This is a genomic window from Luteibacter sp. SVR4-7G, assembly GCF_056755555.1.
The window spans coordinates 1-21,840 of record NZ_JBPGXO010000002.1 but is presented as its reverse complement, the minus strand read 5'-3'; the positions used below and the strand labels follow the sequence as shown (position 1 = coordinate 21,840).

Genomic DNA, 21,840 nt, shown 5'->3' with positions numbered 1-21,840 from the left:
CAAAACTGCAACTCGCGGAAACTCGCGCCAGGCGGCGCTCCTCAAAGCATGGCGGACAGAATATCCGCAGGACACGCCGTCGCGGTGTCCGCAAACGGACGTCGGCGCCTACAACCATAGGCGTATTTTTCTTTTTATTACATAGGCATAGCCTTACCCAACGATACCCCGAGCCGCGGCGGGACAGCAGGACGCCACGGACGATGCAGGAGCAATGGGGCATAGGGACGTGCAGGGAGGGAAGCGCAGGAGCGCAACCCGCACGCGGCCCGAGGTGTCGTCACCCAAGGAAGGGAGCGAAACGTGAGCTGGTTGGCCGAGATACTTCGCAACAAGGCGCTGGTACCGGTCGACGTCGATCCAGACATTCCGGATGCATTGGACCTGATCGGCGATCCGGCGAACCCCGCCGGAGCCAGGAAGGTGATTCCCGTCGCGCTTGCCGACAGCGTGATCAAGGTGACCTGTCCCAAGTGGCAAGGGTCCACCGCTACCGACACGGCCCAAGCCTTCGTCCTGCTGCCAGGCGGCGATCCCGAGAAGCCTGATCCTCTCGCTACCAGCGACACCGCTGAAGCCGGCGACTTCATCGGTGACTTCGAATTGCTTCTCGACCTTGCCGATCTCCGGGTCGCCGCCGGGGCTGACCTGGCTTTCGACCTCTACGTCGCGCAAGGGAGCGAGTTCGGCGACCCTTACGTCTCCAATGTTTACCGGTTCCGGGTCGACAAGCAGGTGCCGGGCGGCGGTCTGCTTCCGCCGCCGATTTTCGCTGCCGAGATCATCGCGGACGGCGTGACGCCCGCCCGGCTCCTCGTCGACGACCAGGGTATCGCCTACCTGCCTGCGACGGTGGTGCCGTATTTCCGCCAGGCTCCGGGGGACGTCGTAGTCGGCCGCATCGACGGCTTGAGCGGCGGACGAGGTGTCGAGGTGCCGAGCGACGGCGTCGGCCTTTCCGTCGACGTGCGCTTCGACGAGGACGCCCTGCTGGCGGCGGGCGACGGCGATCACAGCTTCGCGTACGACATCACGGACCGGGCCGGAAACCGCTCCGTCGCTTCCCAGCCAGTCCAGCTTCGCGTCCGGCTCACACCCGCGAACCTGCTGGTTCGAGGAACGCGCACCCGGTCCGCGCCGTTCTACTATCGTCAGCCAGTGCAGTTGACCGCGCAAACCGGCTTTCCTGACGACGACATCGTCTGGTGGTATGCCGGCACCGCACCAGTCGGCAGCCATGTCTTCACCGATACGCGTCCGGCCGACCCGCTCTGGGTGGGTCTGAGAACGAACGGCGTGGTCGCCGGCCAATGGATCTTGCGGCCCGGTAACGTCGCCGGTGCGTACAACACGGAAGCGCAATGGGACGGAGGTTGCGTCGTCAAGGATGACGGAACGCTGCATGGGTGGGGAGGCGCGGAAGTCCTTCCGCCTGCCGGGTTGGGGAACGTGGTGCATGTCGCGACCACACGATCCGCGTACGCGGCGCTCATTGCCGACGGAACCGTGGTGGCCTGGGGCGATCCGGCGAGCGGCGGGACAATTCCGGCTGCGACACAGCCACTCCTGCGCGGCGTGGCCAGCCTGGCCGCGAGCGGCGGCGCTTTCGCCGCCTTGTTATCCAATGGTTCGGTCGTCGCCTGGGGCGCTTCCGACCGGGGCGCGGTCATCCCGGCAGCCATCGCAGGCGATCTTCGGGACGTGGAGGAAATCGCCGGTAGCGATGATGCTTTCGCAGCCCGCACGCGCAGCGGCAACGTATTAGCCTGGGGCGCACCATGGCCGTTCGGCATGCGCGTGCACGTCGCGGCGGGAGCCGTCGCGCTATGCGCCAGTGCGCATGCCTTCGCTGCCCGCAAGGCGAACGGCGAGGTGGCGGCATGGGGCGATCCGAAGGAAGGCGGACTCATTCCGGACCCGATCGCACCGTTCCTGAAGGACATCGTCCAGGTCGCATCGACCAGCCAGGCCTTCGCCGTGCTGCGCCGTACCGGCGAGGTCTTCGCCTGGGGATCGCCCCGCTTCGGAGGCCAGATGCCCGTGACGGTCGGCCAGGCGGCGCAGGTCGTCGGCTCGACCACGGCGTTCGCGGCGCTCTCCGCCACGGGTACGCCGACCTGCTGGGGGGAACCCGACGAGGGAGGCACCGCTCCGGCGGGTGCCGCCATCGACTGCCTGACTCCGGGCTACGGAAGCTTTATCGCTCTCCTTCGCGATGGCAACGCCATGTCGTGGGGACGCACCAAGGGCAGCTACGAGGGAGGCGATGCCGTGGCCGCCTATGCGATAGGACGCCACGCGATCGTCATCACTTCGAGCGGCAAGCTCATCACATGGGGTCCGACGCCACTCGACCTCTCCGCGCTCGACGGCCTGGTGAGTCATGCCACCCCCGTCCCCGCGCCTAACATCAACCAGGGATAGGGACATGCACACGACAAATGGAATCAAGGCCGTGCCGATCGCCACGGACGTCATGATCATCGGCGAGGCCCTCGTCGGCGGAACGCTGGTAGGTTCGTACAAGTACGAAAACGAAGTGGAGAATCCGGAAGGCGCCTCGATCTACAGCTGGACCGTCGATGGCGTGGAGGTGGCGACGACCCTGGAACTGCGCGTGATCGCCGACTACGTCGGCGCAGAAATCGTATTCACCGTGACGCCCGTGGCTGCCTCCGGAGAGATCGGCGCACCTGTGTCGTCCGCCGGCAAGACGGTCGAATCGGGGTTCCAGAACATCAGCGACGAGGAAAACACCAACAGCTTCATGAAGCAGCACGGAAATTTTTCCTTTTACGTCCCCGAGCCGTCGGACAGGATCTTCGTTTCCACCGGAGGCGCATTCTCCTTGATCGATCCGCCCACCGCGGATGTGTTCGTGCAAGGGCAGAGCGATTACGGTGCCATCGTTCCCGAGGCAATCAAAATCTACCTGAGGAACAACCCCGCGACCGTGCTGTACGCAACCGAGCGCGACTTCGGAGCGCTTGTACCGCTTGGCAGCAGCAACCAACTGTTGCTCTGGGGCAATAACATCACGCCCGGTTACGACTTGTCGAAGCTCCGCAACATTCGCTCGGTCTATGCCAACGGCAGCGCTTTCGCATTCATCTACCGGACGATGTCGGCAGACAATCGCTGGATCGGCGCGGTCGGCCACCCTGGCTTCGGCGGGGCGGTCCCTGAAAGTATCCACCTCAAGCTCGTCAACGATCCCCCGCGCGCGATTTACGGAACCTTTGACGCATTCTGTGTCCTCACCGATACCGGTCGTGTTTACGCATGGGGTAACGCTGCTTCCGGCGGAAGCATAAGCGCAGAAGCGCAGGTCCGGCTCGAGGGCATGATTACGCGCCGCATCATCAGCAATATGTCCGCCTTCTGCGCTATCGACGACGAGGGAGGATTCGTACCTTGGGGCAATACGGCCAATGGAGGAATTATCCCTTCCGATCGGCTCGCCGATATTTACGACGATGGCGGCATCAAGTCGGTCATAGCGGCGCGGGCGGCTTTCTGCGCAATCACCCGAGGCCGCGCCAAGGCCATCAGCTGGGGTAACGCGCAGCAGGGCGGCGATATGAATGCGAATGCGGCCGTCCTGGCCGCTGCGGGGAACATCGTGCTGTGTCGTGCCGCGACGTGGGCATTCTGCATCGTGAACGGACGTGGCCAGTCGCAAGCCTGGGGTGACGCGGGCTCCGGCGGAATCATTCCCACCGGAACGAACGCGTTCGACCAAAACGATGGCGCGGAGCCGGCCGACATGGGTGCGCTGATGACCGGTTCAGGTGTCAAGCGTCCAATCCATGCCTTGTTCATGGAGAAGATGCGCGACGCAGGCATTGATATTGAAGACGATGCCTCCGTGCAAGCGGCCTCTGATCGGCTTGCCCGCTCCATGCACCAAGTCACCTCCAGCATCAACTTCGTGGACGGCTTCATCGGCGTCTACGCGAACGACACCAGTTTTTTCCTGCTGGCTCAGGACTCTGAAGGATTCACCGAGAAGGTTTTGGTCTGGGGCCGCGCGGACGCTGGCGGCTCGATGCCCGACGCCATCCGGCAGACGCTGATGGCCAGCCTGATCAAGGCCACCTACTGCACAAACGGCGCCTATGGGGTGATTTCGACCCAGGGCACAACCGAAGGCGTCGTTACCGTCTGGGGTGTCGACCTCGTCCATCTGGACGCGGGCGAAATTCCAAGAGAACCGCCGGAAATCGCGCAGAAGCTCAGCCGCGGCATCATCGAAATGTATTCGATCAAGCGGCAGCCTCCCTTGAGTCCCACGCCGATACATACGGACCCGTCGTTCGCTGCAAGGCACCGGGATGGATCGTATGTCCTGTGGGGCGGCAACGTGGTGAATCAGGTGTTCGTTCCAGAGGACCAGGGCCTCGTGCTTCCATCGGCCTCCAGCCGGCGCGTGATCCCAGGCGCCCAGGCGGTCCACCGCCATTCCTTTAGCTGACCAGGACGCCTCGAGGAGGAACAGGCATGGACGACCCAGGCTTCCAGAACATCACCGAGGAAGAAAACGCCAACAGCTTCATGAAGCAGTACGGCGACTTCTCGTTCTACTCGTTCGAACCTTCCGATCGCGTGCTGGTGTCCACCGGTGGCGCGTTCGCGATCAAGGACGAGGAGTCGCGCAACATCCTCGTGATCGGTCTGAACAACGACTACGGCGCCACGGTGCCTGCGAACGTCCTGCCCTACCTCGCCGATTACGATCCCGCCACTCAGGTGTTTTCCACCGAACGCGATTTCGCGTTGCTGGTGCCAGGCGAGAACGGTATGCAACTCATACCGTGGGGCGCCAATATTCCCCCGGGGCACGATGCCTCCGTGCTGACCGGCATCCGTGCCGTTTACGCCAATGGCAGCGCGTTCGCCTATATCTACGACGCGCGGACGGAAGACGGGCACTGGCTGGGCGCTATCGGAAATCCGACGTTTGGTGGGCGCGTGCCCGACTCGATCCACCTGAAACTCGTGGGGGATCCGCCGCGGGCGGTGTATGCCACCTTCGACGCCTTTGCCGTGCTGACGACGAACGGGCGCGTCTACGCGTGGGGAAACCCGGCCAACGGCGGCACGATCGATGCGCAGGCACAAGCCTTGCTGGATGGCATGACGGTGACCAGGGTCATAGCGAACATGTCGGCCTTCTGCGCGATCGACGACGACTACGGACTTATCGCGGCCTGGGGAAATCAGGCGCACGGCGGCAGCATTCCACCGGATCGTCTGGGACAGATCCTCGACGACGATGGCGTCAAATCCGTGATCGCCGCCCGCGCGGCCTTCTGCGCGATTACCAAGGGGCGCGGCAAGGCCATCAGCTGGGGCCTTGCCGCGCAGGGAGGCGACATGTCGGAGCGCGCGAAGCAGTTCGCGGCGTACGGGAACATCGTGATGTGCAAGGCGGCGAGCTGGGCGTTCTGCATGGTCAATGCGCGTGGCGATGCCGAGGCCTGGGGCGCGACCAGCTACGGCGGGACGATACCGGAAGCAGGCATGCGCGACGCCGAGGCGGGCATGGACGAGCTGATGAACGACTCGGACGCAAAGCCCGGCATTCGCGCGATCTTCCTGGAGAAGATGCGCAAGGACGGGGTAGACGTCGAAGACGAGGAGGCCCTGGAAGCCGCGGCGACCCACCTCGCTTCTTCCATGCACCGCGTCGGACCGGCTGCGGACATCGTCAATGGCATCGTCACGGTACACGCCAATGACGCAAGCTTCTTCCTTACCTCGCAGGACGACGACGGCGCCACGAACCAGGTGCTGGCCTGGGGACTGGCGAACGGTGGCGGCAGCATGAACCAGGCTACCCGCGACGTGCTCATGAACAGCCGGATCACGCGCGTCTCCTGTACCAACGGCGCTTACGGGGTCGTTGCGGACCGGGAAGGCGCGGAAGGTTTCGTCACCGTCTGGGGCGCGACGCTGCAGCAACTCGATGCGGGCCAGATTCCACGCATTCCGCCGAGCATCGCGGAGAAGCTCGCCGGGGGGATCGTCGCGCTCTATTCGATCAAGCGCCCGCCGTCACTGAACCCCTCGACGCCGAGCGTGCGTCCTTCATTTGCGGCACGCCATGTCGACGGCTCCTGCGTCCTCTGGGGCGGAAGCGTCGAGAACGAAATCATCGTACCCGGCGCACTCGATCCACTGGTACCGGCCATGGCCGGGCAGTTGACGGGACGCCGCGGCAAGCACCGCTACCACTACACCTGACCATAAGGATCACATGCCATGGATGCTTCGCAGATCACCATCAATGTCTGGCCCGCGGGAAGCTCTCCCGCAAGTTCCGATAGCGGACCGTCGATCGATGCCGCCTCTTCCGTCACGGGCGAAAACGTCGCCACCGCACCGGCGGGATCGATGTCGATGATGAATACCGTCGCGGCCGACGAGGAAACCCCGGCCGATCCGGAAACGCCTGCCGTCACCGTGCCATGGACTTCCGTGGACGCGTTCCAGGACGTCCCCGCGGAAGAAAGCCGCAACTCGTTCATCAAGCAGTTCGGCCGGTTCACCATTCACGACGACGAGCACAGCGAGGTCGAACGGGTCTGGGGCTCGACAGGCCGCGCGTTCATGCTCAACGGCGGCGAGGGCCAGGTGGCATTCGGCGGCCACACGAGTTATGGCGCCACCGTGCACCAGGACATCCTCGCCTACCTTCGGCGCAACCCGGCGCAACGCGTGTTCTCGATCGAACAGGGCTTCGCCGTGCTGGTACCCGTCGGCGACACGAACCGGCTGATCGTCTGGGGGCCGTCGATCAACACCGCGCTGAATCGCTATCCCCTGACCGGCATCCGCTCCGTGTACGCCAATCGCTACGCTTTCGCCTTCATCTACGAGAAGGCTCTCGAGAGCGGCGCGCGCGCGGGACAGTGGATCGGCGCGATAGGCGCCGACGCGAACGGTGGTCTGATCCCCGACGAGGTCCACCTGAAGCTGTGGAACGACCCGCCCGTATCCATCCGCGCCACCGAGGCGGCCTTCGCGGTATTGACCTCCAAGGGCAAGGTGTATGCATGGGGCAATGCATCCTATGGCGGCACCATGTCGACCTTGGCGCTCACGGAACTCTCCGGCAGCGCGAAGGTGCGGAAGCTTTTCGCCAATGAATACGCCTTCTGCGCGATCCGCGACGACGACGGCGCGCCCATCGCCTGGGGTCACGCGAGCTACGGCGGCAACGTCCCCTCCACGGTGCTGGACAGCATCCTGAGCGACGGAGGCGCGGAGACCGTGGTCGCCTCGCAGATCGCCTTCTGCTGCATCACCAGCGGCCGCAAGAAAGCCGTGGCCTGGGGCGAACCGAGCTATGGCGGCACGATGAACACCGAGGCCGGCAGGCTCGCCACCCTCGGCAACATCGTCGCCTGCCGCGCGGCGAACTGGGCCTGAACAACAAGGGGCAGCTCGGGGTCTGGGGAGCCACGGCGCATGGCGGCGCGGCGCCTGCCATCACCAGCGTGGGCGTCCAGGCCTCGCCGGTGACCGGCGTCCAGTCGGCTGGAACCGGTGGCGATACGGCACAGGAGTTCGTCGACAGCACCTCGACGTCCGCAAGCGAACCTGCGGCGTCGGCGGCAGGCGGCATCGGCTGGGCTTATGCGGCAGCGGACTGGAAGGCGTACATCCACGCCGTCGATTCCGGCTTCTGCATCATCACCACCTATCCGGACGATCGTATTCGCAGCATTACGCCCTGGGGAGCGGCCGACACGATTATCAACGATGCGACGAAGCAGGTGTTGCTGGCCAGTTACTACGAAGGGGTAAGGACCAGCAATCGTGCCTATCTCGCCATCGTCCGCGAGGGCGAGGCGAGCGGCAGCCCGGTGGCCTGGGGCGAAGCCGGGGCGAATGGCGGCGGCAATATTCCCGCCGATATCCAGCTGAAACTGCAGGGTCCGATCGTCGATGCCCGCTCCATCACCAACATGCCGGCCATCAATGCCACGACCAACACGTCAGGCTTCATCGTGTGGACCGCGGACGGCCGGGTGGCCATCTGGGGTGGCGGCACGGGTGCCGCCTCCCTGGGGGGCTGAGCCAGAGCACGGCACCCACCCGTTCGCCGTCACCGGCGATTCCGTTGCCCCGGGGGCGCAATCCCTGCGCCCCCGGACCTGGCAAACTTAAAAAGTGACGCGGATGCCCACGTTGCCTGCCCAGCCGCGCATGCCGTAGCTGCCGGCGAAGCGCTGATAGGTGCCTTCGCCATAGATCTGCACGTGCTGACCGAGCTGGCTCACCGCGCCTGCGGCGACACGATAGGAATTTCCGACACGGCCCGAACCGAAGCGATCGGCGATACCCCACTCTTCGCTCGCCACGTCCACACGCGGATCGCCGTTGCTGGTATGGGTGAGGTCCAGCCCCACGTACGGCATGAAGACGGGATTCGCGGTACGCGACAGGCGGCCACCCACGCGGGCGCTGGTCTGCTTCGCCGTGCCGAGCTTCACCGCCAGGCCGTCACCGTCCACGAAGTCGCGGAAGTTGACGGACTGGTGTTTCAGCTGGAAGCGCGGCTCCACCGTCCATTCGTTGCCGAGGGCGAACGGCATGCCCGCCTCCACCGACATGGACCAGCCGTTGGCGCGAATACGGCCGACATTCGCGCCGCGCAGGTCGGTACCCACGTCGCCGCGGTAACGCGTTGAACCGATCACACCGTCCACCCAGAAGCCGCTGCCGTGCTGCCACGTGATCCAGCCGGAGACACCGTTCGCGCGATATTTCGCGGAACTGTTGCCGTCGACCGCTTTGGGCGTGACGCGCGTCGTACCGTGGTCCACCGCCCAGCCGGCGCGCAGCGTACCGTTGTCGCCATCAAGTGCGATGAGGCTGCCACCAAGTTGCAGCGCGTTGACCTGCTGGTCGAAGTCGTACCCGTAGTTCTTGAACGAGAGATTCGACTGGTAACGCAGCTGGCCGCCGAGATAGCGGGCAAACACTTCGCCCCCCAGCGGGTCGTGCGACGAACCCTGGCGGATGTCGCCAAGGCGCTGGCGCAGTCCGTCGTTCATCATGTCGCCGTAGGTCGCCAGCGCCGCCGGCGCGGACAGGTACGAAGGCAGCTGCGGCACGACCGCGACGCGACCGGGCCGCTCGGGCTCGGGATGAATCGGATCGGGATTGACCGGGATATCCGGATCCGGCTCCGGCTCCGGCTCTGGCTCTGGCTCTGGCTCCGGATTTACCGGGCAATCGCCCCCCGCGCAGACAACCTTGTTCGCCAGCCGGTAGTCCCAGTGAGGATTGCCGGAAGGCAGCAGGTTCTGCGCAGGATCGCTCGAGCCCGGCTGGAAGGCCTGCAGCGTGTACTGGTAGGGACCGGCAGCGACGTAGCCGCCCTTCAAGGCGAACGCGTCCTCGCGCGACGCGCCGCCGACCTGCACCAGCGAGATGCCTTCATTGGCGTCGATGATGCCGTCGCCGTTGCGATCGGTACCCGCGCCGCTCCCCGTTGGCTTCACCTCGATCAGCGTGGTTCCGCTCGTGGTTACGTTGCCTTCAATGAGCAGGTGGTCACTATACTGGTTCGTCAGATCGCCCCCAGCATTCAGTTCGGTGTTCAGTACGACCGTGCCGCCGCTACCGGAGAAGTCGCCGCGCACCAGCGTGGTGCTGTATGCACTGTCCGTGCGCGGCTCGAACGCCATCGTCCCGCCGTTCAAGGCGTATGACCCGATGTCGGAGTCGCCGGTGACGTTCCAGACGGATCCGGATTGCTGCACCAGATTGTTCACGCCGGTCATCCGGCCGGTAACGCTCGCGCCAGCGTCCTCGAGCGTCACGTCGAGCACGGCACCGTCTGCGGCGAGCATGTCGCCCACGATATCGCTGCCGGAAATTCCCACCGTTGCCCGCGTTCCGACCAGCGCTTCGACAGCCACGCCATTGCCGCCGCGAAGGATGGCGCCGTTACGCAGGCCGATGTCCACCACGGTGTCGCGCGAACCGAGTCGCTGCACGCGTATGGCGCTGCCGGTCACGCCCGCCACGGTCGAGCCGTCGACCACGACGGACCGGCCGAGGTCGGCGATGCCGCGGGTATCGTCAGCGACGATCACGCCGTTCTGCTGGCCGGAAACGATGGAATTGCCGGTGATGTTGACCGTGCCATTGGATACGCGGACGCCGGAAGACGTCGCGCCGCGACCGTTCACCTGCGTACCTTGGTCCACGTTCAGCGTGCCGCCGCCGGAAACGAGGATGCCGTCGATGCCACCGCTGATCGTGCTTCTGGTGATCGTGGCGTTGGACGGTGCGGCACCGCCTCCGGGAAGGACGCCGGTACCATGCAGCGAGAATCCACGGCCATCGCCGGTATTGGCCAGGTTGGCCCCGGCGATCGTCGCAGACGCGCCGTCGTGCAACTCGACGATGGACTGGAAGCGATTCGTCGATCCGCTCGCGAAGCCGTCGTTCATCGTGAGGATGCCGCCCGAATCGACGACGGTACGCAGCACGCTTCCGCCGTCCACGATCAGCCTGCCCCGGTCGCGAACGTCCCAGGCCTCCACCGGCGTCGTCGGCGTCACGGTGACGGTAGTGCCGGGTCCGCTCACTACTCCGGCATGGGCGGTAGACGTGGCGACGCCGGCCATGGCGATGGCTGCGCACAGGCGATTCAAGGTGAATTTATCGGACAGGGACTTGTTCATGAGGGTGTTCCTCGATGTTTCCGCAACCGGGGCGCGAAAAGACGCGTCACCGGGCAGCGTCGTCCATGGCGCGCGGTGTGGGTGTCGGGGGTGGGGATCGGGAAGATTTGATCATGCGCGAGGAAGTTCGGCTATTGGGAGTTGTCCTAAAATGCACCCTGACCCTGCCTCTCCTGAATGCCACGATTGCGTGGCACCGAGATAGCGATATTCGCGTTATTGGCCGAATAGCCGCATAAGCTTCCGAAAACGCGCCGTCCGCCCCTACAACGAACGGATTATTTCAGCGGCGGCAAAAGCTCTCTAGCATGGCCTGACACGGAAGCCACACCACATCAAGGAGAGATGCCATGGGTGATAAACCCGTTACCGACGAACCGCGCGACGCCACTCATTCCACCGTCATCGTTGCGCAGCAGGCTAATCCGAGGCTGCACGGCGCGCAGGATGTGCTTCTCGCGGTACCGGACAGCGAGCTCCTCGCTGAGACGGAGTTGGAATATGGCCCCGTCGTCCCGGACGCCCTTCCTGACGGCACCATTCCCGCCGATAAGATGACCGGCCCCCTCCTCGTCACGGCGGCTAAATGGGATGCCACGGAAGAGCAGGACTTGATCTGGCTGTGGGTGGACGGCAACATCGTCGGCGACCCGGCCGGCATCCCGCTCGAAGGAGAGCCAGATCCCGTTCCGCTGGAGATCCCGTACGACGACCTGATCAACTTGTCCGATGGCGTACACAGGCTCCATTTCACCATGGGTAGCGGATTTGGCGATACCTACGTATCGCAGCGAGTCGAGATCATCATCGATAAGACCCCGCCCGGCGGCCAGGAACTTCCACTCATCAATTTCAATCCTGTCTACGAGCAAGAAGGTGTCGCTCTCGACGACATCGTCAACGATGGCGACATCCTCCACGGCACGATCGCTACGTACAGCGACCAGAAGAATCGGGACACGATCACTACCTACCTTCAGACGCAGGCAACAGGCCCGAATCCCGCGGGTCCGATCATCCCGGGCCCGGTCGTCCCCGTGCCCGATGACACCAGCTCACACACGGTGGACTTCACCTTGCAGCAGCTGCTGGACGCGCAAGCTAGCGGTTCGGTCGATTTCTGGTACGAGGTCAGGGATTACTCGGGGAATGTGAAGGAGTCGGGGAAGAAAACACTGCGCATGCTCGTCTTCGATGCGCCCGTACAACTTGAACCGCCGGTGGTCCCTCTCTTCTCGGACGACGACCTCATCACGGAAGAGGATGGACGTACGCCCATCTCGGTCGGCATCCCTCAGTTCGGCCATGCCAAGGTGGGCGATATCATCTACCTTGTCCTCGCCACCCTTCCACCGATCCAGGTGAACCCGCCGCTGAACTCCGGCGACCTTCCCGCCGATCCGGACAATCCGGATCCAACGATCATCATCCGCACGATCGACGTGCGCTACGAGACGCTTGTCCAGATCGGTTCGCCGGATGAGGTCTTCTCGTTCCCGATAATGTACCAGGTGGGTCGCGGCGCCTTCCGTGTGGATTCGCCCGCCCTCTCCGTTGACGTCGACCTAAGCCTGCCCCCCGGTCCGGACCCCGATCCGACCACGCCGGAATGGGATGCCCTGCATCCGCCGTCATTGTTGCATTCGGGCCCGGGCGCGGTGCCGAACGATATTCCCGCCAATTATCTCTCGCCGGTAAAGGCGACGATTCGCAACCTGACCGACGAAGCGATTCCGCGGCAGGTGTTCGAGGCGGGTGACGTGGTGCAGCTATACCGTCTCGACGCTGACGGCACCACGTGGGTGGCGATGGGGGCGCAGACAACAGTGCTAACCCCGAACACCGACCTGGAGATCATCGTCCCGGACAGTGACATCGTCGCAGGCGTGTGGACAATCTTCTACCGCGTCGGCCGCAATCTGGCGACCGGCCAGGTCAACTGGGCGCTTTCGCCCCGCGCCCAGCTCACGGTGGGAGACCTGAACGATGTGCCTGGTGGCGGCAATCCCCTGCCATTCGTTAACTTCCGCGAATCGGAGCAGAGGAATGGATTCCCCGCACTCGGTTATACGCGGGCCAGCAATGGCACGATTCTCCGCGTGTACGAGTACCTCAACTGGAGGGAGGGTGACGTCATCGAGCTGACCTGGCAGGGCAACAACCGGCTGATAGGTACCGGGACAGACATTCCCGGCACGCTCCTCGAACTCACGGCGGAGCTGACGGAGGAGGATATGCACGAGAAGGACGATCGTCTTTTTGACGATGAGGATCGCCCCCCGCAGCCGGTGATGCGACGGTTCAAGGACTTCGTCATTTCCTACGACGAGATCCGCAAGATCAAGCCGAGCCCGACGTCGACTGCCGAAGCCTATGGGTCGGCCTGGGTCACCTATAAGGTCACGGCGGCGTCCGGAGGGAGCAACGAATCGGTCACCGACCGCACCGACGCCACCTTCCTGCCGCTCGTGATCGATGCCAGGCCGCCTACGGCCTGAGTTCCGGCCTCGTCATAAGGAGATGACGCATGAGAACGAGGTTCGGTACCTTCGCCAACCCACCGGCGCCGGATATTCCCGACATCCTGCTCTTCGGTGGAATCAACCGCACTGCCATCGCCCCCCTCCCTGGGAGGGGGGTGCTGGTGCAGATCAATCCCTTGACCCTGCTCGAGGGCGACCAGATCGCCGTGTTCTGGCACGACCCGAACCTGCCCGCTGCCGGTGCCGTGGTACCGGCCAACCAGAATGGTCCATTGAATATCCAGGTGCCCGCGAACAAGGTCGAGCCGCACACCGGTGCGATCGAGGTCTGGTACACCCTCTTGCGGCCGGTGCTGGGCGAGCTGTTCACCTCGGACAAACGCCAAGTCATCGTCGACTTCGACGTACCGGGGGACCCGGACCCGAACCAGGCCACGCCGAACATCAACGAGAACCTGCTGCCGATCAAGGGGCTCGACGGCGTGGTCGCGCCGGGGCAGGATCTTCCCATCGCGATCCCGCGCTGGAGGTTCACCACGCGCGGCGACAAGCTCACGGTATCGTGGGGCTCGCAGAACCTGCCCACGGTGACCATCGCTGACGATCTTGGGGAGCGCGGCCCGGACATTGCGATCAATGTCCCGTGGTCGATCGTCAGCAGTCCGCAAGGCAATCCCGCTTATGTCACCTACCATATCCTCGACGTGGTTTCGAACCACTCGCTGTTCGCCAAGGAAGTGGTGTTCGACACGGGCGCCGGGGGCCGCCATCCGGCGCCGGAAATCCTGGAGACGGACGACTTCGGCAACCTTCCGATCGACGACCTGAATTTCGGTCCGGCGAGCGTCGTCGTGGACTATCCGGGACCGTGGCCCGGCGACGTCGTCATCCTCTCGTGGACCGGCATCACCCAGGAGGGTGTCGCCCTGCCCGTCACCACGTACTCGTATACCTGGCCGAATCCGGCGCCGATCAAACATACGTTCCGCGTTCCGTATGACAAGGTCGTGCCGCTGGTCGGCGGAGAGGCGCGCACTTCCTACACGGTTCAGCCTGTCGGTGCGCCCCCGCCGCCGATTCCGTCCGCTCTGTGCAGGGCGGCGGTGACCGGCACCGTCGTGAAGCTGACAAGGCCTCGCGTGCAGGAACTGGTGGGCACCGAACTCGATCCCGATCAGCTGACCGATGGGGCGACGGTCATGGTTCGCACCGACTACGCGTTCGCGACAGGCGCCGACCGGGTCACGATGTTGTGGCGAGGCGAAACCGCAGATGGCTGGACCGTGGTCACCGACCAGCAGACCCGGCGCAACGATGAGTCGGTCAACGACATACTGACTTTCACCGTCGCGAAGGCCAAGGTGCTCCAGGTCGCCGGCGGCCGCGTGAGCGTCAGTTATGAGGTGCTTACGCCGGCAGACGTCCTGGTACCTTCGGAGGCGCTCGAGTTCACGGTCAAGCGTAGCGCTGCCAGCGACCTGCCGCCGCCGTCCATCGACGGCACGGCTGCCGACGACACGCTCGATCCGCAGGACGTCGGCGCGGACATCATCGTGCGCGTGCCCGCCAATGCGGCCTTGCCGGCTGGGGACATGGTATTCGTGAGCTGGCAAGGTATCGGCGCGGGCGGATCGTTCATCACTCCGCCGCAACCGGCTCATATCGCGGGCATGCGTTTCGAAGTCGACAAATCCGTGCTCGTCCCGAATGCCGGACAGACGGTGACGGTCTACTACACGCTCATGAAGAACGGGGCGCCGTACAAGAACTCGGCCATCCGCCAGATAGGCATCCTCGAGGGCTCTGTGATCGGCGACCTGCCGGCGGCACGCGTCAACGAGGCGCCAGGGGGACAGCTCGATCCCGTACTCGCTCCGACCGGCTGCACCGTCGTCCTTCCCGGCAATGCGGATATCCAGCCCGGCGACAGCGTTGCCGTCACCTTCGGCACCACCGTCCTGCCTGCCGGAGCGGGCCCGACTTTCAACGTTCCCGCCGCCGACGTCGCGCGCTACCTTGGCCAGAACATCACCGTCTACTACACCGTGACGCGCGGCGCTTCCCGCAAGGAATCGGTCCGGTATCCGCTGCAGGTCCTCGACCTCATCGCGAACGATCCCCGCGTGACGCCGCCTTCCTTCAAGGAGGCCAACGGCAGCTTCGTCCTGGATCTCAACCTGTTCCCAGGCCACGCGACGGCGCAGATCGCCCCATGGCCGCTCATGGCCAACGGGCAGGTCTTCTGGTTGCGGGCGATGTCGGGTGGAATCACGGAGACCCTGGCCAACAGCGAGGCAGTGCTCGCCCCGGCACCGATCGAGAAGTTTCTTACCCGCAACTGGCTGGATGCACTGCCCGACCGGGCCCTGCTCACGCTTGAACTCAAGGTGGCATTCGGTGGTGGCGGCGAGGCCACGGCGCGCACGTACACCTCGATGCCTTATACGGTGAGGGCGAGAACCACTCAGCCCGTCTTCCCGGAGCCGTCCGTGCCCGAGGCACCCGGCGGCACGCTACCTGGCGACGCACTCGCGGCTACGCTGCGCGTACCGGCCAACTCGCCACTGCAAGCGGGCGACATCGTCACCGGCGTCTTCGCCGGAAGCCAGTTGTCACAACAGCCAGCCACGCCGGGCATCGCCATGGATTTCAGCATCCCCGCCGCGCTGATAACCGCAAATCGCGGAAAGGCGGTTTCCTGCCACTACAGCGTGCTTCGCAACGGTGCCAACTGGAACTCGGCTACCCGGCAGATCATCGTATCCGACCCCGCCATTGGATGGGACCGGGAGTACGATTTCGACCAGGACCGGGTCCGCGATATCGATCGCCGCGGAATCATCTATTTTCCGGAAGGGCCTGGCGACGTGATGAATATGCAGTTCAACCCGGATATCTACATCGCTCCCGACGAAAAACTGGGGGTCGAGAAGTATCCCTTCCAGGACAACGCCGACTTCAGCGGCAACTGCGTCTATATCGGCTACCCGCCAAACACGTCGAATCCGAACACCGTCTTCGTGAACTTCCATGAGAACTGGGACGTCGTGCGCTTCGCGGTGACTTCGGCCGATCGAGAGGTCACCATTTCATTCAAGGACTCGAGGCTGAACATCATCAGCAGCATCATCAGGATTCCCGGCGGGGATTCGGCAAGGGTCACGGAAGTGAGGTACGACGACAGAGGTCTCCGCCGGATCAGGCACGTCGAACTCCGGTCGCAGGATGTCATCCGGCTGGACTCCTTCAAGTTCCGGCGCTGAGTCGGTGTTGCGACCTGACGCCCCGCAAGGGGCGTTTTTTTTGCCCTTCACTCGGCCATTTGCCCACCCCGGCTAGCGCGCCAGTTGTATATGCCCCCTCGATGCCCAGGGCTATAAAGATTGCACAGACGCGAAGGGCCATCCGGCCTGCACGCGCGACGGGGGATCGCATGAAAGCCGAAGGCACGGCGGGGTGGATGAGGGGCGTCACGGGAACGAAGGTCGGCGGCCGGCGCGCGCAGGGCGCCCGGCTCGGGCGCTCCGTTGCCGCATCGACCGTTCGGCCTATGCCTTCGCGCTCTCCCACCAGGTACGAGGCCGAACGATGAGCGCTGCACATTTCCCTGCCGGGTACGACACCTCCACGGTCCACAGCCGTTTCGCCGCCGTGGCGAAGAGCTGTGCCGCTCGCACGGCCGTGGTGTCGGATGTGGCCAGCCTGACCTACGCGGAGCTCGACGCGCGCAGCAACCGTGTCGCCAGCGGGTTGCTGGCGGCGGGGGTGGAGCCCGGCAGCTATGTCGCGCTCTTGATGGAGCGTTCGGTCGAGGCGGTGGTGGCCATCTTCGGCGTGCTGAAGGCCGGGGCCGCCTACCTGCCGATCGATACGCGGTGGCCGGCGGACCGGGTGGCATTTGCGCTGCGCGACGCGGACGTAGCGGCGATCGTCGTCGACGAAGGCCGGGACGTCGCCCAGTGTGATGACGTCCCGGTGTTCACGGTGGCCGAGCTGGAACGGCCGGACCAGGCGTGGCGCGGAGCGGGTCTTGGCGACGAGGACGAACAGCCGTTCGGGACCGGGTCCGCCTCCCCTGGGCTTCCTTCGCCCTTCGCGGCGGGTAGCGGGAACGACCTGGCTTACGCCATGTATACGTCCGGTTCCACCGGCACGCCGAAGGGCGTCGAGATCCGGCACGTGTCGATCCTGAGGCTGGTGCTGCGTTCCGACTACATCGACTTCAATGCGCCGAAGGTCTTGCACGCCGCACCGCTCGGTTTCGATGCTTCCACGTTCGAGATCTTCGCACCACTGCTGAACGGCGGCACCTGCGTCGTTTACGGCGAGCGTGTGCCGACGGGTCCCGGCATCGCCCGGGCCGTGGAACAGCACGGTGCCGAAATCGCCTGGCTCACCGCCGCGCTGTTCAATGCCATCGTCGATGACGATGCGTCCAACCTTGCCGGCCTGCGGGTGGTGATGACCGGTGGCGAGGCCCTCTCGGTGCCGCATGTCCGCAAGGCTTGCGCGGCACTCCCGGCAACGACGCTGATCAACGGCTACGGTCCGACGGAATGCACCACGTTCGCGACGACGTATACCATTCCCCATGAACTGCCCGACGACTTGCGCGCCATTCCTATCGGGCGCCCGATCGGCGAGACCTCGCTGTACGTGCTCGACGCGGAAGGCAACGAAGTACCGGCCGGGGAGACCGGCGAACTCTTCATCGGTGGCACGGGCGTCGCGCGCGGCTATCTCAACCGTGCGGAACTGACGGCTGAGCGCTTCGTCGCCGGCGGCACGCGCTACCGCACCGGCGACCTGGTGCACTGGCTGCCCGACGGCAACCTCGCCTTCGTCGGCCGCGTCGACGGTCAGGTGAAGATCCGCGGCTATCGCGTCGAAACGGGTGAGATCGACATCGCGCTGCGCGCCCTGCCGGGCGTCACCGCCGCGGCGGTGATCGCGCGCGAGGACACGCCGGGTGACAAGCGCCTCGTGGCCTATTACGTAGCCGCGGACGAAACGGTGAGCGCGCGCGGCCTGCGCGATGCGCTCGCCGGCACCCTGCCCGAATACATGCTCCCCGTCGCATGGGTGCGCATGGACGCGCTGCCGGTGAACGACAACGGCAAGCTGGACCGCCGCGCCCTGCCCGCGCCCGACAGCAGCCGTCCCGAACTGGCGGCGGCGTTCGCGGCGCCGCGTGGCGACGTCGAGACGAAGCTCTGCGCGATCTTCGCCGAGGTGCTCGGTGCCGGTAGCGTGGGGCGCGACGACAACTTCTTCGACCTCGGCGGCAGTTCCCTGCTTGCGGCGCGCGTCATGGCCCGCGTGCACGATGAGCTGTCGCCCATCCCGACCCTGGTCGGGTTCTTCGCCGAGCCGACCCCGGCCGCGGTGGCGAACACGATCGAGGGGCGCGCCGCCCGTCATGCGCTGGCAGGACGCCTGGCGGGCGGCGCGCCGGTAGCGGGGGAACCGGTGGCGATCGTGGCCGTCGCCGGCCGGTTCCCGGGCGCGCCGGATGCCGAGGCCTTCTGGGACAACCTTTGCGCCGGCCGCGAATCGATCCGTTTCTTCGCTCCCGGAGAACTCGACCCGGCCGTGAGCCAGGCCGATCGCGAGGATCCGGGCTACGTCGCCGCACGCGGCGTCGTGGACGACGTGGACCAGTTCGACGCTGCATTCTTCGGCATGTCGCCGCGCGAGGCAGAGCTCACCGACCCGCAACAGCGGCTGTTCCTCGAACTGTGCTGGGAGTGCATGGAACGCGCAGGTTACGTGCCCGACGGCCAGTCCGTGCCGGTAGGCGTCTTCGGCGGCATGCACAACGCCACTTATTTCCAGAAACACATCAGCGGACGGCCGGACCTCGTCGAGAAACTCGGCGCCTTCCAGGTCATGCTCGGCAACGAGAAGGATTACCTCGCCACGCGCGTGGCGCACAAGCTCAACCTCACCGGCCCGGCGATCAGCCTCAACACGGCGTGCTCCACCTCGCTGGTCGCCATCGCACAGGCCTTCGACGCGCTGCGTGCCGGCCGCTGCGACATGGCGCTTGCGGGCGGCTCCTCCATATCCTGTCCGCCAAACAGCGGCTATATCGCGCAGGAAGGCTCGATGCTCTCGCCCGACGGCCATACGCGCACCTTCGACGCGGATGCCCAGGGCACTGTGTTCAGCGACGGCGCCGCCGTGGTACTGCTCAAGCGCCTTTCCGACGCGCTGCGCGACGGCGATCCGATCTATGCCGTGATCCGCGGCGCGGCGGTGAACAACGACGGTGCGGTCAAGGCCAGCTTCACCGCGCCGAACGCCGCCGGCCAGGCCGCCGTCATCACGATGGCGCTGGACGATGCGGGCGTTTCGCCGCGCGATATTTCCTATGTCGAAGCGCACGGCACCGCCACGCCGCTTGGCGACCCCATCGAACTCGAAGGGCTCACGCGTGCCTTCCGCCAGCACACCTCCGACACGGGCTTCTGCGCGCTGGGTTCGCTGAAGAGCAACGTCGGCCATCTCGTGATGGCCGCCGGTGCCGCCGGCGTCATCAAGACCGCATTCGCCCTGTGCGAGCGCCGCCTGCCGCCTTCCCTGCACTTCAAGACGGCCAATCCCCGTCTCGGCCTTGCCGGATCGCCCTTCGTCGTCAACGACTCGCTGCGCCCGTGGCACACCTCCGGCGGCCCGTTGCGCGCGGGCGTGAGCTCTTTCGGTGTCGGCGGCACGAATGCGCACGTGATCCTCGAGGAGGCGCCGGAACGCGCGCCTTCCGACGCTGCGAGCGGCCCCCAGCTGTTGCTGCTGTCCGCACGCACGCCGGCCGCGCTCAGCCACGCCGCCGCACGGCTTGCCGACCATCTTGCCGCGCACCCGGACGGCAACCTTGCCGATACCGCGTGGACGCTCGCCTGCGGTCGCAAGGCCTTCACCCAGCGCACGCACCTGGTGGCCGTGTCGACCAGCGACGCGGTGACGAAGCTTCGCGACATCGCAGCGGCTGCCGTGTGCCGCGCCTGTGCCGATCCGGCACCGCGCATCGTCTTTCTCTTCCCCGGCCAGGGCTCGCAGTACGCGGGCATGGGCCGCGAACTCCACGCGACCGAACCGGTCTTCCGCGGCGCGCTCGACGAGGTCGCCTTCGCGCTGCGTGACGAGCTCGGCTTCGACCTGCGCGACCGCATGTTTGCCGACGACGCGGAAGCGCTGAAGGCCACGGCGCTGACCCAGCCGGCCACCTTCGCCCTCGAATATGCCCTCGCCCGCCTGTGGATGAGCCTGGGCGTGGAACCTGTGGCGATGATCGGCCACAGCGTGGGCGAGTTCGTCGCCGCCGTGCTCGCAGGCGTGATGCCGCTGGCCGACGCCGCGCGCCTGGTGGCCCGGCGCGGCCGCATGATGCAGGTGCTGCCGGCCGGATCGATGCTTTCCGTTCGTCTGGGAGCCGCCGAGCTGCGGGCTCGGCTCCCGGACGCTCTTTCTCTTGCTGCCGAGAACGCACCCAACGCGAGTGTCGTCTCGGGCCCCACGAATGCGGTCGAATCTTTCCGCGCCGCGCTGGAAGCGGAAGGCCTCGCCTGCCGCATGCTGCATACCTCGCACGCGTTCCACTCGGCCATGATGGATCCGGTGCTCGAGGGCTTCCGCGCCGAGGTGGCGGCGGTATCGCTCGCCGCGCCGCGTACGCCGATCGTTTCGACCCTGACCGGCACGCTGCTCAGCGAAGCGGAAGCCACGTCGCCGGATTACTGGACGCACCACCTCCGCCACACCGTGCGCTTCTCGCCGGCGCTGCTGCATGCGCTGGAAGACAACTCGCACGCCTTCCTCGAGGTGGGCCCGCGCCCGAGCCTCGCCCTGCTCGCACGCCAGCATGCGCAGAGCCGCGGCCGCACCATCGTCGCCTCGCTCGGCGACGGTCCTGCCGACGAGCGCGCCGCATGGCTCGCCGCCGCCGGCACGTTGTGGGCTGCCGGCGCCGGCGTGGCCACCCAGGCTTTCGACCATCGCGAGCAGCGCCGCCGCGTGCGCCTGCCCACCTATCCCTTCGAGCGCAAGCGGCACTGGATCGACGCCAGGCTGCCGGCCTCGATCACGCCCATCGCCGCCGTGGCGCCCGTCGCGCCGCCCGCCGCCGTTTCTCCCGTCGTACCGGAGCTCCCCATGCCGATGACTTCCGCACCCGCCACCAGCAACCGTTCCCAGCGCCTTGCCGGCGAACTCATCGCCTTATTCGAGGACGTGTCGGGAACCGAACTCGAGGGGGTCGATCCGGCGTCCAACTTCATCGAACTGGGACTCGATTCGCTCTCCCTGACCCAGGTCGCCCTGCAGTTGCAGAAGACCTACGCATTGAAGATCACCTTCCGCGAACTGATGGACGGCTGTTCGTCGTTCGAACGGCTCGCGGCACATATCGATCGCCTGTTGCCGGCTGAAGCCCAGCCGGCGGCGCCCGTGGCGGCGGCCGTTACCGCTCCGGCCATGGCGGCGGCACCGGTGGCGCTGGCCACCGGCGGCGGACTGGTCCAGGACGTGATCGCGCAGCAGATGCAGATCATGCGGGAACAGTTGGCATTGCTTGCGGGAGCCGCCGCTTCCGCGCCTGTGGCACCGGCCGCGGTCGACGCGACGGTTGTAGGAGCTGTCTCTTATACACATCT

Annotated in this window: 9 protein-coding genes; 8 read left to right on the top strand and 1 reads right to left on the bottom strand. The window is 65.6% G+C overall.

Annotation, left to right across the window (positions count from 1 at the left end; all coding sequences use genetic code 11):
• The first annotated feature begins 303 nt into the window (after positions 1-303).
• The 5 genes from ACR9ZH_RS00890 (at position 304) to ACR9ZH_RS00870 (ending at position 8,084) form a co-directional block, all read left to right on the top strand.
• Positions 304-2,424, top strand: coding sequence for an RCC1 domain-containing protein (locus ACR9ZH_RS00890; RefSeq protein WP_481288872.1), 2,121 nt, complete (start codon positions 304-306; stop codon positions 2,422-2,424).
• A gap of 4 nt (positions 2,425-2,428) precedes the next feature.
• A complete protein-coding gene (locus tag ACR9ZH_RS00885) occupies positions 2,429-4,474 on the top strand; it encodes a hypothetical protein (protein WP_481288871.1) in 2,046 nt (681 codons plus the stop codon).
• Between the two features lie 26 nt (positions 4,475-4,500).
• Positions 4,501-6,246, top strand: coding sequence for an RCC1 domain-containing protein (locus ACR9ZH_RS00880; protein WP_481288870.1), 1,746 nt, complete (start codon positions 4,501-4,503; stop codon positions 6,244-6,246).
• 18 nt (positions 6,247-6,264) lie between these two features.
• Positions 6,265-7,434: an RCC1 domain-containing protein gene (locus ACR9ZH_RS00875; protein WP_481288869.1), complete on the top strand. Its 1,170-nt coding sequence runs from the start codon at positions 6,265-6,267 to the stop codon at positions 7,432-7,434.
• An 89-nt stretch (positions 7,435-7,523) separates the two neighbouring features.
• Entirely contained in the window at positions 7,524-8,084 is a 561-nt protein-coding gene (locus tag ACR9ZH_RS00870) for a hypothetical protein (protein ID WP_481288868.1), read from the top strand.
• An 87-nt stretch (positions 8,085-8,171) separates the two neighbouring features.
• Here the strand turns inward: ACR9ZH_RS00870 and ACR9ZH_RS00865 are convergent, their stop codons facing one another.
• Positions 8,172-10,706 carry an autotransporter family protein gene (locus ACR9ZH_RS00865; RefSeq protein WP_481288867.1) on the bottom strand — a complete coding sequence of 845 codons (2,535 nt, stop codon included), beginning with the start codon at positions 10,704-10,706 and terminating at the stop codon, positions 8,172-8,174.
• A 350-nt stretch (positions 10,707-11,056) separates the two neighbouring features.
• Here ACR9ZH_RS00865 and ACR9ZH_RS00860 point away from each other — a divergent pair, with 350 nt between their 5' ends.
• The 3 genes from ACR9ZH_RS00860 to ACR9ZH_RS00850 form a co-directional block, all read left to right on the top strand.
• On the top strand, positions 11,057-13,204 hold the full coding sequence (locus tag ACR9ZH_RS00860; protein WP_481288866.1) for a hypothetical protein: 2,148 nt from the start codon (positions 11,057-11,059) through the stop codon (positions 13,202-13,204).
• Between the two features lie 29 nt (positions 13,205-13,233).
• Positions 13,234-16,452, top strand: a complete 3,219-nt coding sequence (locus ACR9ZH_RS00855; protein WP_481288865.1) for a hypothetical protein — start codon at positions 13,234-13,236, stop codon at positions 16,450-16,452.
• Positions 16,453-16,777: 325 nt separating this feature from the next.
• On the top strand, positions 16,778-21,840 hold a 5,063-nt coding region (locus tag ACR9ZH_RS00850; protein ID WP_481288864.1), incomplete at its 3' end, for an amino acid adenylation domain-containing protein.

Bases quoted from the DNA above. Each gene is read 5' to 3' on its own strand.
- ACR9ZH_RS00885 (WP_481288871.1), top strand. From the start codon at position 2,429: ATGCACACGACAAATGGAATCAAGGCCGTGCCGATCGCCACGGACGTC.
- ACR9ZH_RS00880 (WP_481288870.1), top strand. From the start codon at position 4,501: ATGGACGACCCAGGCTTCCAGAACATCACCGAGGAAGAAAACGCCAAC.
- ACR9ZH_RS00875 (WP_481288869.1), top strand. From the start codon at position 6,265: ATGGATGCTTCGCAGATCACCATCAATGTCTGGCCCGCGGGAAGCTCT.
- ACR9ZH_RS00865 (WP_481288867.1), bottom strand. From the start codon at position 10,706: ATGAACAAGTCCCTGTCCGATAAATTCACCTTGAATCGCCTGTGCGCA.
- ACR9ZH_RS00860 (WP_481288866.1), top strand. From the start codon at position 11,057: ATGGGTGATAAACCCGTTACCGACGAACCGCGCGACGCCACTCATTCC.
- ACR9ZH_RS00855 (WP_481288865.1), top strand. From the start codon at position 13,234: ATGAGAACGAGGTTCGGTACCTTCGCCAACCCACCGGCGCCGGATATT.